The sequence below is a fragment of the Sphingobacterium multivorum genome (assembly GCF_039511225.1).
In the GTDB taxonomy this organism is placed as follows: Bacteria; Bacteroidota; Bacteroidia; order Sphingobacteriales; family Sphingobacteriaceae; genus Sphingobacterium.
On record NZ_CP154261.1, the window covers coordinates 3,019,148 to 3,031,808 of the forward strand.

11 protein-coding genes are annotated in these 12,661 nt (G+C 39.3%); 4 read left to right on the plus strand and 7 right to left on the minus strand.

Translation table 11 applies throughout. The features are described 5' to 3' along the window. Positions 1-74 precede the first annotated feature (74 nt). The 3 genes from AAH582_RS12550 to AAH582_RS12560 form a co-directional block, all read right to left on the minus strand. Entirely contained in the window at positions 75-341 is a 267-nt protein-coding gene (locus tag AAH582_RS12550; RefSeq protein WP_046673356.1) for a hypothetical protein, read from the minus strand. Positions 342-380: 39 nt separating this feature from the next. Next, a complete protein-coding gene (locus AAH582_RS12555; RefSeq protein WP_343317749.1) occupies positions 381-2,177 on the minus strand; it encodes a serine hydrolase in 1,797 nt (598 codons plus the stop codon). Between the two features lie 377 nt (positions 2,178-2,554). Continuing rightward, a complete protein-coding gene (locus AAH582_RS12560; RefSeq protein WP_046673355.1) occupies positions 2,555-2,914 on the minus strand; it encodes a hypothetical protein in 360 nt (119 codons plus the stop codon). A gap of 204 nt (positions 2,915-3,118) precedes the next feature. Here AAH582_RS12560 and AAH582_RS12565 point away from each other — a divergent pair, with 204 nt between their 5' ends. From AAH582_RS12565 to AAH582_RS12575, 3 genes are all read left to right on the plus strand, one after another. Continuing rightward, a complete protein-coding gene (locus AAH582_RS12565; RefSeq protein ID WP_112374116.1) occupies positions 3,119-3,778 on the plus strand; it encodes a FadR/GntR family transcriptional regulator in 660 nt (219 codons plus the stop codon). Positions 3,779-3,866: 88 nt separating this feature from the next. Beyond that, on the plus strand, positions 3,867-5,078 hold the full coding sequence (locus AAH582_RS12570) for an MFS transporter (RefSeq protein WP_343317755.1): 1,212 nt from the start codon (positions 3,867-3,869) through the stop codon (positions 5,076-5,078). Positions 5,079-5,189: 111 nt separating this feature from the next. After that, positions 5,190-5,333 (plus strand): hypothetical protein, encoded by a 144-nt coding sequence (locus tag AAH582_RS12575; protein WP_343317757.1) that lies wholly within the window; start codon positions 5,190-5,192, stop codon positions 5,331-5,333. Between the two features lie 260 nt (positions 5,334-5,593). Here the strand turns inward: AAH582_RS12575 and AAH582_RS12580 are convergent, their stop codons facing one another. Genes AAH582_RS12580 through AAH582_RS12590 form a run of 3 tightly spaced genes read right to left on the minus strand, consistent with a single transcriptional unit; the run spans position 5,594 to position 10,722 of the window. Continuing rightward, positions 5,594-6,511: a RagB/SusD family nutrient uptake outer membrane protein gene (locus tag AAH582_RS12580; protein ID WP_343322360.1), complete on the minus strand. Its 918-nt coding sequence runs from the start codon at positions 6,509-6,511 to the stop codon at positions 5,594-5,596. Beyond that, complete coding sequence (locus AAH582_RS12585; protein WP_343317759.1) at positions 6,478-7,470, minus strand: RagB/SusD family nutrient uptake outer membrane protein; 993 nt, start codon at positions 7,468-7,470, stop codon at positions 6,478-6,480. Before AAH582_RS12585 ends, AAH582_RS12580 begins: the two co-directional genes overlap by 34 nt. Before the next feature lie 36 nt (positions 7,471-7,506). Further along, positions 7,507-10,722, minus strand: coding sequence for a SusC/RagA family TonB-linked outer membrane protein (locus tag AAH582_RS12590; RefSeq protein ID WP_159332945.1), 3,216 nt, complete (start codon positions 10,720-10,722; stop codon positions 7,507-7,509). Positions 10,723-11,214: 492 nt separating this feature from the next. On the opposite strand from AAH582_RS12590, the gene AAH582_RS12595 reads away from it, so the two are divergent. Next, positions 11,215-11,595 carry a GNAT family N-acetyltransferase gene (locus AAH582_RS12595; RefSeq protein ID WP_343317762.1) on the plus strand — a complete coding sequence of 127 codons (381 nt, stop codon included), beginning with the start codon at positions 11,215-11,217 and terminating at the stop codon, positions 11,593-11,595. On the opposite strand, the gene AAH582_RS12600 is transcribed toward AAH582_RS12595, so the two are convergent. Next, positions 11,592-12,533 carry a polysaccharide deacetylase family protein gene (locus AAH582_RS12600; protein ID WP_289011337.1) on the minus strand — a complete coding sequence of 314 codons (942 nt, stop codon included), beginning with the start codon at positions 12,531-12,533 and terminating at the stop codon, positions 11,592-11,594. The genes AAH582_RS12595 and AAH582_RS12600 overlap by 4 nt on opposite strands. Between the last annotated feature and the right edge of the window lie 128 nt (positions 12,534-12,661).

Consider the following 12,661-nt stretch of genomic DNA (forward strand, 5'->3'; position numbering starts at 1 on the left):
CCTAGCTCAGCCTACTGCCGTACATTTATGATCGACAATGCAGATTGAATTGTCGATCATAAATAACTAATATATTAGTCTTCATCCAAATAAATGTCGTGAACAACAAAACGAATAGACTTGCTAAACACCAACATATCCGCTACATCTTCAGAATCTATGGCATAGAGTGTTTCTACCCCACCTTCATCCAAAAGTTCGGAATCTGGTATAAGTTCAAAAAAAGTGATTCCTTCAACAATGGATAATTCTTCTACTTTAACATATGATACATCCTGGCTCTTCCAAAGTGAGAGAATTTCTTTGGAAAACAATCGATAATTATTAGCTTGATTTGACATGGTCGCAAATTAACAAAAATATGGCTCATTATATTTGTGTTATAACGTTTCTAAAATCTTACTTACCCTTTCGTTTTTAGGATTAATTTCGCGAACTTTTTGATAGTTCTTCTTGGCACTATCTATTTGTCCAGATTTCAGGTAGGCTTCCGCTAAACTATCATAAACATTTTCACTTTTAGGATATAGCACCGTATTCACCTTAAATATGTCAATAGCTTGGTTTATTTTATGCTGATTGAGCAATTCATAACCTGCACCGTTCAGGAAACCTTCTGAAAGCAACTCATCGTCACTATCCTGTTCTTTTGCTTTTTGAAAAGCTTTTAATCCATCTTCGAAATTTCCTTCTAAAATAAGCTCTAGTGGAGTCCGGTCATTTGCATTGACTTTCGGATTTTTGGAATAAATCTTTTTATCACGCAAAACCTGTACAAGCTCATATTGACCGCTTTTGGTATCCTTTGAAAATACTACGTTCACGTTTCGATCTCGCATAACAAAAGTATTTGCCGACACTTTAACCAACTCTACAGGCTTGTCTAGATTTTGGACTGACATAAGCTTGCCACTCTCACTATAGACCCTTATAACACCGTATTTGCCAGATCGATAACGTCCACTATTGACATTCAATTCTTGAGAACTGAGCGGCAAAATTTTATTTATTGGGGCCAGATAATTGGGCCATTGATAGGTTAATGCAACCGCTCGGACAAGTTCGTTGATAAATTCAGGTTTGTTTGTATTTGTAAGAATAACTACGCCATCACCGCTTGTTTTATTTCCAACAAAATAGGAGCTAAAGCCTTCGTTCCATCCACCATGGCAAAAATAAGATGAACCGTCGTAATCTTCCAGAAAGACACCTAATCCTATAATAGGTTCAATATAGGGGCTTGTGAATTCTTCGGCCATCTTCTTGGAAATAACAGTACTACTTTTGCCATTTAAGGTCCGTTGAATATCGATCACGAATCTAGCGTAATCTTCTGCTGTTGACCACAATCCAGCAGCCGCCTGCTCTGGGTAGACATGATATCTTCCTTCGACTTTTTTACCATCTACAGTATAAGCCGTCGCCGCAAATTGTTTTTTCAACTCAGGAAGAGGCTGGGCAAAAGTGCTATTTTTCATACCCAAAGGTGAGAGTACCTTTTCTTCCATTATGCTACTATAATCTGTCCCTTCAATATCAACGAGCATCTGTTGAAGTACGGTATAGCCACCGCCTGAATACCGAAAATTTAAGCCAGGAAGTTTATCAACATACACCATAGGTGTATTAGCAGGCTTTAGACCACTCAGTACTTCTACCGCTGTAGGAATTGGGTCTGTTGTCCGATAGCCCGGGAAACCACTTACAGTAAGTCCCGCAGTGTGGCTAAGGATATTTTTGAGTGTAACAGTTTTCGCTCTGGTCCAATTATTTTCGGGTATTTTCCAGGATTTCAGGTATAAATTCACATCGGCATTGGATGCCAACTTGCCAAGCTCCACTTCCTTCAATGCAGCGTATGCACTTACGGGCTTGCTCATGGACGCCACCTGAAATAAGGTGTTTGACCTAACTGGTGTTTTCGAATCGAGATCGGCAAAACCATACGTTTTGCTCCATAATATTTCAGCGTTTTTTATCACGGCGATGCTTACACCTGGAACCTGATAAAATTCCATGCGCGATTTAATATTCCAGGCCGGCTCACCCTCAAAACGAACAGGCGGTATGAGACTCGATTCGACATGAGAAATCTCCTTTATTTTTTGAGGGGTCGTTTGAGCACATGCGGTTGACACTAGTATCGCAAAAATTCCAGTAATTGGTAAAGCTTTCATTTTATTTATGATCGTTTAAATGGTGATACGAAGCGTCTCTCCTATCTCTTGCTCGCTTCTTTGTAATTCTTCATTGACAGTAGATGCCAATTTTATTGCCAAAACCATAAATCACTGTAAAACAATATTATGCAATAGTATTCCAAAATAAATTGATCGTATTCGGACATTTATTGTCCGAATACGATCAATTTATTTTTACTAAGCGGTATCTCGCTTTTCTAACATCATCAGCTGTCAGCCCCATAGCATGTTCGCATACAGTAGCATCTTCATTGTCGTATTAGGATCGCCAATAGAAGTTTCCTTTTGGTTGAATTGTGGAAAAATGAAAACGGGGCATACTAGCCCCGTTACATTGTTTGATTAATTGATACTTAATGATTCGGATTACCATAATAGTTTTGATAATTCTGAATGGTAGCACTAAACCATGCTCCACAGCTGCTATAATACATATCATTGGCTCCATAGCTGGTGTACGTGAGAACCTGAGTTTCGATCAACTGACCGCTTGTATTATAGATACTCATCGTCAATCTACATAGCGTACGAGACTTTCCGAGCTTGATCTCTTTGGCTTCGCTCACGATATTCAAATTAGCTTTTCCAGTTTGTGATTTGTAAATCGTTGATTTTTCAACAAGGCTGTTGTCGGCCGCTTTTGGCCCCGTTTTCGCAAAAGTAGCAGATGACATTAAAGCCAAGGCTACGGCGCTCATCATTAATTTTTTCATGTTACTAAGTTTTAGATAAATACATTGGAGGACCAGCCTCACTGTTAATTAACCTAAAACTGCCAATAAATTTAACACAGTAAACACTGTAATAAATATCTGATGTAGTCGTAACAATATTCGGTTGGTTTGATCAAATTTTTGAAAATAAATAAGAATTCAAAAAATTCTACTACCTTTGCAATCATCAGATGATATGACTATATGAAGACTGAAGCTATCGTACGAAGATCCTTGGCAGAGGAAGTTGCCGCGGCAATAGAAGAAAAAATCAAATTAGGTGAATTTCCGGTAGAATCTAAACTTCCTACGGAACCAGAATTGATGAAACAATTTGCTGTGGGCAGATCCAGCATTCGTGAGGCGGTCAAATATTTAAGTCAATCAGGCTATCTCAATGTACAACAAGGTCTAGGTACTTTTGTTAAAAGTAGCACGGGTCATCATGCTCTTGACTCAAAAATTGAAAAAGCCAATTTTAACGATATTTTTGAAGTTAGACACGTATTGGAATTGCGAATTATTGAAAAAGCAGCCTTAAATCGTACTTCGAAAGGCCTCAAGGATATGGCTCAAGCGCTCAAAAATAGAGCAAAATATGCCGAAATGGGAAATTTGATGGCGTGCGTGGATGCCGATATTGCCTTTCACAGTGCAATTGCTGAATCATGTGGAAATAGTATTTTGACCGCTTTATATACAACTTTATCTGAACATGTCAATAAGTTCTTCATGACTATTTATAAGGATACAGTACCCTTCTTAACTTCACAACAGCAACACGAGGAACTGATGTTGGCAATCAAAGATAAAGAAGTGAAAAAAGCTGTTGATATTGCTAACCGAATTATCCAACAGCTGTAATTTTCCTATAGCATATGCAAATTATCAATCTCAATATACTCTATTTTTATCAATTAAAACATCAGATGACCTGATGAATATTTCTTTTATGAAAACACAATCATTAAACCCGAGTGGATCTTGGAAAAGCTCCGAAACCGTCTATCCGATTTTATTTGCGATTAGTCTTTCACACTTGCTCAATGACTTGATTCAGTCGGTCATCCCAGCAGTATATCCCATGTTAAAATCAAATTATGCACTTAGTTTTACCCAAATTGGTATTATAACGTTGGTTTTTCAGCTTACAGCTTCTATTTTGCAACCCTTCGTTGGTTTGTATACAGATAAAAACCCTACACCACGATCACTCGCTGTCGGTATGCTTTTCTCTTTAGCAGGATTGATATGCATTTCTTTTGCGTCAAACTTTATCTACATTCTCCTTTCTGTAAGTCTTATTGGCATGGGTTCGTCTATATTTCATCCTGAAGCTTCTCGAGTTGCTCATTTAGCTTCCGGAGGCAAAAAGGGGCTCGCCCAGTCTATCTTCCAAGTCGGTGGTAATGCTGGTGGTGCGATAGGTCCCCTTCTTGTAGCACTTATTGTGATCCCTTTGGGCCAACAATACATTGGTGTATTTGGCGTATTGGCCATTGTAGCCGTTATGATTCTTACTTATGTCGGTAATTGGTATCAAATACATCTCAAGCCGAAGACACAAACAACTACTGTTGGTGCTTCAAAAGCCGACCTGCCAAAATCAAAAGTAGTATTTGCACTTGTAATTTTATTGGTACTCATTTTTTCCAAATATTTTTACATGGCTTCAATGACCAGTTATTTCACCTTCTATTTGATCAATAAATTCCATGTTTCGGTTCAGGAATCTCAGATATACTTATTTATATTTCTTGCTTCTGTAGCTGCGGGAACTATATTAGGGGGGCCATTGGGAGATCGCTATGGGCGTAAACTAATTATCTGGGTATCGATTCTCGGAGCGGCTCCGTTCACATTACTATTGCCACATGTCGGTCTAGGGCTAACCATTATCCTCGCTATTTTAATAGGTCTTATTATATCGTCTGCATTCTCTGCTATCTTGGTCTATGCGACAGAACTCATCCCAGGAAAGGTCGGAATGATTGCTGGTTTATTTTTTGGCTTTGCTTTTGGTATGGGGGGAATTGGTTCAGCAGTTCTGGGCTGGCTTGCAGATCAAACCTCAATCGAATATGTATTTAATATCTGTGCTTATCTTCCATTAATCGGAGTAGTTACAGGGCTATTACCTAATATAAGTCAGCAGAAAAAGTAATTATATAATCAGTGTGTCCGAAAAGTTTGTCACTTGTTTTGTGGAAACTATTTTTGAATAGCAGATAAAGCTTCAACCTGTCCAAAGAGCTATGGTGAAATCCGGTGAAAAATGGCAACAATAAGCGAATGGGAAGCCCTTTGCTTCGTACCTACTTCGTACTTTCTTCGGATCATCAATAGATTCCGTACAGATGCTGAACAGTCATTGACCAGTCTCCGAACAGGAAAATACTGGTCAGGAACTGGCCAATAGCTAATCCTTATCCGGTGAGCTCCGAAGCTTGTCCGAAGCAGGTACGAACACAATAGGTATCTAAGGCATATTGCCGCCACTAGCAGCATATACTGAAACTTATTCCTGTCGCTTATCAATACAGCATAGTTACTAAAATTGGACCTATTCAAAACGTATTAAAAATTAGCCGTAAAAAAAGCTGTCCAAAAAAATGCAGTGTCCCCAAAAAGTTAGACATTTTCTGGGGGCACTGCACATTTGGACAGCTTCTTTAAATACTAGTAACCTGGATTTTGGATCAATTTTGTATTTCGATTAACCTCATCGCGATGCAAAGACGTGTAGTACATTTTGTCATCCCAGTTCCTATTTTCGATACCTGGATCAATATTGGATACCGTATAGGTATAGGTGTAGTTATCGGGATTATATTGATAAAGAGTTACATTTTTACCCGCCTTAAGGGTTCCCGTGATGTTTATAATATTTGCTTTACGACCTATAGTTTCCGCGGCTATCATCCAGCGTCGCGCGTCAAAGAAGCGATGCTCCTCGTAGGCTAATTCAATACGGCGCTCGTTTCTATAACGTGCTTTTAGAGCCGCTCCGGTTTCGGCGGTTGGAATTGCAGGCATTCCAGCTCTAAAGCGGATTTTGTTTAACCATGTTTTAGCTTCATTCTCTTCTCCTAATTCAAGACATGCTTCTACATAGTTCAATATCGCCTCTGTATAGCGAAACATTGGCCAGGGAATGCGCTGTCTTGTGTTTTGATCCTGCATTGTAGGGTCCGGATCTGTAAATTTACGAATATAATATCCTGTCCGTGAACCATTCCAATCTTCAATCGGGCTTTTTCTTGTGTCAAGGCCAAATTGGATAACCTTTTGTCCTTTGGCATTCATTATTTCGTATTGACCTGTTTGGATTTGATTCGCCTTATCTCTTTCAGCGACATCGGCTGTCCTAGGTTTCCAATCCGCACCGTCGTATAAAATTGTTGCCTTTAAACGTGGGTCACGATTTTGATAAGGGCTGGCTGCCATAGTAGGATTTGACCAGCTGAATTTTTGGCCATCAATAGTCTCGTAGTCGTCTACCAAGAGTTGTATCGGTGTATTTCCGGCCCAGTTATGATAGCCATTTGGACCGTTGTCTCGCCCTACCCAGCCACCACGTTCATCCTTTTCGTCAATAAAGAATCTCCCAGAATAATATCTTTTCCTGCTGTAAAATCAACTGTCTTGCTCCCCCCTCCTAACGATACGGCCATATAGTTGGCAGTACCCTCAATAGGCGAGGCGGGTTGAGTTAGGTCTAACTTATAGGCGAATTCTGTATGATCCAGTACGGCTTTTGCTGCGGCTTTTGCTTTTGTCCAACGCTCCACCTGATTGCCACTCGTGTACATTAGATATTCTGGATTTTTATACCCTGCCAATAATGTTGATTTTGCTTTGGCTTTACCCGCATCGTGGAGATCGCTGGCAGCATAGAGTAATACCCTTGATTTTAAGGCCAATACTGCAGTTTCATTTGCACGTCCCTTTGTTGATGAACTGCCCTTTAACAAAAGAGCTGCGCTGTCTAGATCTTTCACGATGGCATTGACACACTCCTCATAGCTATTCCTCGGAACCATATAGTCTTTATCGTTCAATGTATATATCTTATTATCGATGGGGATGCCACCATAAAAGCGTAAGAGCTGTTGATAATAATACCCACGCAGGAAATAGGCTTCGCCTAACAGCTTATCGGCTTTTGCTTTGTCAAACTTGGGTGCACTCAAATTGGAGATGGCAATGTTAGTTGCCCGGATGCGCGTATACATGCGACCGTATTCGTAAGTATCCATAATATAGCCTTGATCAGCTGGATTTGATCGAGATTCGGTCACGGTATTTATGCCCCGATTAGGGTGTGTAAATAAGGCTTCGTCGGTCATGGATGCCATTTCTTGCTCATAAAAGCCTCCTACTCCAAAACCGTTATAGATTTCTGTCACGAAAGCCTCAGACAAACCAGCATCCGACCAAACGATCTCCTGTGGAACTTCACTGAGTGGCTTCGTGCTCACAAAATCATCATTGCAAGCTTGTAATGATGCAGAAAGTACAAGTAGTATAAGTGATATATTCTTAATTTTTTTCATTTTTCTTCTTCGTTAAGTTCTTAATATGACAGTTGGTTAGAACGATAATAATGCGCCAAAATTAATCAATCTTGCCTGCGGATAATATTGCCCTAATGCATTAACGGCTTCTGGATCATACATTTTGATCTTACTCCACGTTATTAAATTCATGCCATTTGCATATAGACGTAAAGAACCAATGCCAATTTTACTACAAATGCTTGAGGCCAGATTATATCCTATTTCCACATTTTTAAGCCGCAAATAATCGGTGCTCCGCATCCAATAGGTATTGTTATAAGAATAATATTGATTGCCACGGTCTGTCAAACGTGGATAAACGCTACTTGGGTTACTGATGCTCCAGCGTTTATCATAGAATTCTTCCACAAAATTTCCGATAGATCCAGATTCATCCGTTCCTACACGTATCTCTCCTCCTGTAGCTCCTTGAAATAGTACCGATAAGTCAAAATCCTTATAGGTCAGACTAAAATTGAAACCTCCCTGAAATGTTGGGTCACTATTCTTGTCTCGCCTTACTTTGTCATCCGGGGTAATCTTTCCGTCACCATTGAAATCTTTATATTTCATATCTCCAGGGCGTAAAGTTTTCGTAATGGCACTATAGTCCAATTTATTGTTGGCAATATCTTCCATGTCACGGAATACGCCGTCATAGACATAATAGATATCCGTTTTGATAGGTTTACCTGTACTTTGCTGCCATGCAGGGGCGCCTGGGGCTTCATCCCAGAAGATAATTTTGTTTTTAGCATAACCACCATTCACACCTACCGTGTACCCCAAATCTCCCACCTTGCCACGATAACCTAAGTTAAATTCCCAACCCTTGTTATCCACTTTACCAATATTTTCTGCCGGTAATGTCATCCCTGTACTTTGTGGTATTGATGCATTTTTTCTCCACAGAATGGAATTACGGCGATTTTTAAAAATATCAAACTCGAAATTCAGCTTTCCTTGTAAAAATTGAAAATCAAACCCTAAATTATAGTTATTGGCAACCTCCCAAGTAATCATCTCGTTAGGAACACGGCTTTCAAAAAGGGTTTTGGCTAGCTTATCATTGACGATATAAGTACCAAAGGAATAGGTTGAAAAATATTGATATTCTTGTAACTTATCATCATAGTAGATGTTGTCATTACCCATCTGGCCATATGACGCACGGATCTTGAAATAATTAATCACAGGGACATTTTCCTTCCAGAAATTCTCTTCCGACACGACCCATCCCGCCATGGCACCTGGAAAGAAACCGAACCGTTCACTTTCAGGGAACATATACGATCCGTCATAACGCCAAAGGAATTCTGCGATATACTTGCTTTTATAATTATAGCCAAATCGCCCAAAGTAATTTAGCCGCGCTCTTTTCCATGCAGATCCATCGTTATTTTTTTCCTGTTCTCCACCGGCAAAAAGATAGTCGATCGCATTTGAAAGAAAATAGCGACGATACGCGCTGAATTTATCATTATCAATTGTTTCTCTGTTGATACCGGCTATAGCATTTACCTGATGGTCACCAAATTTCCGCTCAAAGCTTAAGATTCCACCAAGTAAGATATTCAGTTGATCTTCATTGCTTTGGTTTAAATTTGGATCGGCAGGCCCACGTCTTCCAGGAACCAGTTGTGGTGTGCTGCCATCGGCCTCATAAGCGCCCTGCCAAGAATACAAAGTCCAGGGTGTAACCCATGTTTTTTGATTTTTTACATATTTGTCAACAGAGGCATTAAGTGTTAATTTAAGACCATCTATCCAGGGATTTGTAATCTCAACCTGACCATTTGTTTGAAAATAGTAGCGTTTATCGTGATCGTAACCTGTCGCATTGGTCGTAATTACCACGGGGTTTTCGCCATTTTCGATATCTGGTCCAGGCATTCCATTCGGCCATATTGCTGGTTGTGTTGGATTTCCCCGCATCAGCATTCTAAAGACCGTGCCAGCACTCTTGGTGGGGAAATTTCGGTTTTCCTGTCTTCCTAAAACACCAAATTGTGTTTTGATATACTGACTTATATTGGCGTCCAGATTGATCCTTAAGTCATACTGTTTATAACCTGTAGCCGAATTTTTATAGTAGGCATCCTGATTTTGATACCCCAAAGACATCAGATACTTGACATCCTCAGTACCGCCATTGATTTGGAGGTTGTGGCGCTGTTGAGGTGACCAGTTTTTTAGCGTAGCTTTATACCAGTCAGTATTGGGATGCCCCCAAGGATCTGATCCGTCTTTGAACTTTTGGATATCTTCTGGTTTAAACGGAGCATCCAAAACTCCTCCACCTTGTTTATTGTAACTGCCTTTCTCGTTGATCGCTGTATAAGCAGCAGACCATTCTTCAACAGGGAGGTTATAAATTTCGAGTTCATTTCTAATTGCCGCAAACTGGGAGGCATCTGTCAATTTAGGAATAACGGTAGGTTGGGAATATCCTTGGTTGAACGTATAAGAAAACTGCGGTTTTCCTGTTTTTCCTCTTCTTGTCGTAACGAGAATAACCCCATTGGCTGCCCTGGCTCCATAAATAGCAGCAGAAGCATCTTTTAGAACCGAGATATTTTCTATATCTCGGGGATTAATACGATCAATTCCTCCTTCACGCGCAGGAACTCCATCAATAACGACTAAGGGACTGCTATTACCCAGTGTATTCGTTCCTCGGATTTTGATATTGGAACCATCGTAGCCAGGCTCGGCGCTTCCGTTGGTCGCTGTAACGCCCGGGACGCGTCCTGTTAATGCATTGGAAACGTTCAATGCCGGTGATTGTGCTAGATCGCTTCCCTTCACAGTGGCTACGGCACCAGTGACAGTCTCTTTGCGTTGCTTTCCGTAACCAACAACAACGACTTCTTCGAGATTCGATTCCGAATTAAGAAGTGTGATATCGATGGTCTGTCTTCCTTTTACAGCTTCATCCATAGATTGTTTGCCGACCATCCGGAAATTAATAATCGCACTTGCGGGGACCTTGTCTAACTTGTATCTACCTTGAACGTCGGTTTTAGTTACTAGCTTTGTTCCATTGACGGAAACTGTTACTCCAGGAATTGGCATTCCAGATTCATCATGCACCGTTCCAGAAACACTTTGCTCCTGTTGAAAGAGAATTCCATAGCTTGCGAGGGTTGTAGCATCGACGATTTGGGGACTCAAGGCCACTAATGAGCACAATGATCCAGTCCAAAACGCTCTCTTCCATTGATTTGAGAAATAATGGCAGTTAATCATAAAAACTGTTTAATTGTTTAAATTTTGTGTTTAATTAGTTATTTTTTTTTACCTCTAAGACGTGTCGGTTTAGGTGTCTACTGGAGGCGATTTATAATTGTTTATTTAATATGAAAATACGAAAATAAATATACATTGCAAGTGTTATTTTTACACTATTTAACACTCCTATTATTAAACGATTGACAACCAGCTGATTGGGCGCGAACAAATCAATTGTAAATTCATTTTCTCAAAATTGTTTCCAGCGCTTTTGCTACTCAACGCAAGATCAAAGAACTAGTAAAACACTTCAAATAGAGAGTCCTGAAGAAAAGTACTTTTTATCATTTAGAAACTATATTATCAATTTTTCAAATATTAATACGCATATTTATCCTATATAATTAGATCTATAATTGATTTTTTCTAAACAACTATGTATCTACAAATAACGGAGCTAAAAACGGCTTTATTAATAGCAAAGAAATAGTTGTATCTACAAACAAAACTATGACTATAAATATTAGGCCAGAAAAGTCAAGTGACACAACGATTGTATTCGAACTGATCCGACTCGCTTTTGAAAACGAACAGTATAGCGATCATCAAGAGCACATTTTAGTAGAAAAACTAAGAAGGAGAGTAGAATTTATACCACAACTGTCAATGGTAGCAGAAGTTGAAGGAGAAATAGCAGGCTATATACTCCTGACAAAGGTGAAGATTATCGATAAAGAGAATCAAAAAACATCCGATTCTCTTGCCTTGGCTCCTGTCGCTGTGCTACCTCAGTTTCAAGGACAGGGAATTGGCGGTAAGTTAATTCTTGGTGCTCATCAGATTGCAAAAGAAATGGGTTTTGATGAGATGACAGCTGACGAACCTATCTAATACTTAATTGGATAATCTTGCATCAATTCAAACTGGTAGCCTTCTTTTTTTAATGCATCAATTAAAGTGGATAACTCCTGCTGCCCTTTTCGCGTTTGAAACATATCATCATGCATTAAGAAAACAACATTATTAGGTACCATTGAGCTTTTGTTGTTCATATAATTTCGGATATGAGACAAGGTAGACTCTTGGCTCTGTATGGGCGTACCAGTAACGCTATTAAGCCGCCACTCAACGTCCCAGCCATAAATTGTATATCCGTTCTTGTGCAATAGATCGGCTGTGCTGGATCCATTCTTAAGGTCAATCTTACGAACATTATCATATATCCAAATATTCCTTCCTGGAAGCCGAACAATTTTATGTTTTAAATGGAGATCTTTTTCATTCTTTTCAAAATCAGCAAAAGCATTTTGGGGGTTACTATAAAATCTTGAATATTGATTGTTTGCGTGCGTATAGCTGTGATTATAACAGGCTATAAGTGGATTGGATTCATAACGGGCAAGATCGCGTTTTCTTCCTTTGCTCATATTCGCATGTTTACCAATCAAGAATACACTCACTTTAATGTTTTTTTCTTTCGCAATAGAATCAATAAAAGCACTACCAATTAATGGGCCATCATCAAAAGTCAAATAAATATGTTTTGGTTGCTTATCAAATGCTTTCCGCAGGGAGTCCTTTAGCTCACGTTTTTGTTGTTTGATCGGAACAGGGTGTAGACTATCTACTGTAAAGTGTATCTGATTTTTCTGAAGCGAATCCCACCTATTCAACAAATGTGGTATTTTTTCCTTAACAACCAATTTCTCCGTAAGTGTGTCCTTCAGTTCGCCTTTTCCCAAGACTTTGTTTGAAAAATCCTTACATGCGGTTACACTAAACACTATACTACAAATGAAAAGTACCACAAACAACCTACTACACTTCATATCAATCGCTATAACTTAATGAATTTCTTTTTTCAAAATTACTACAAAAACCTATTTATTAACCATAAAATCTTACAAATCCCTACTTTCAGGGATAAGGTGAGTCATCTTCAACAATCCGGTATAGC

Excerpts from the sequence above, each read along its gene's own strand:
- AAH582_RS12555 (WP_343317749.1), bottom strand. The coding sequence starts at position 2,177 with ATGAAAGCTTTACCAATTACTGGAATTTTTGCGATACTAGTGTCAACC.
- AAH582_RS12550 (WP_046673356.1), bottom strand. The coding sequence starts at position 341 with ATGTCAAATCAAGCTAATAATTATCGATTGTTTTCCAAAGAAATTCTC.
- AAH582_RS12560 (WP_046673355.1), bottom strand. The coding sequence starts at position 2,914 with ATGAAAAAATTAATGATGAGCGCCGTAGCCTTGGCTTTAATGTCATCT.
- AAH582_RS12575 (WP_343317757.1), top strand. The coding sequence starts at position 5,190 with ATGGCAACAATAAGCGAATGGGAAGCCCTTTGCTTCGTACCTACTTCG.
- AAH582_RS12600 (WP_289011337.1), bottom strand. The coding sequence starts at position 12,533 with ATGAAGTGTAGTAGGTTGTTTGTGGTACTTTTCATTTGTAGTATAGTG.
- AAH582_RS12585 (WP_343317759.1), bottom strand. The coding sequence starts at position 7,470 with ATGAAAAAAATTAAGAATATATCACTTATACTACTTGTACTTTCTGCA.
- AAH582_RS12565 (WP_112374116.1), top strand. The coding sequence starts at position 3,119 with ATGAAGACTGAAGCTATCGTACGAAGATCCTTGGCAGAGGAAGTTGCC.
- AAH582_RS12595 (WP_343317762.1), top strand. The coding sequence starts at position 11,215 with ATGACTATAAATATTAGGCCAGAAAAGTCAAGTGACACAACGATTGTA.
- AAH582_RS12590 (WP_159332945.1), bottom strand. The coding sequence starts at position 10,722 with ATGATTAACTGCCATTATTTCTCAAATCAATGGAAGAGAGCGTTTTGG.
- AAH582_RS12570 (WP_343317755.1), top strand. The coding sequence starts at position 3,867 with ATGAAAACACAATCATTAAACCCGAGTGGATCTTGGAAAAGCTCCGAA.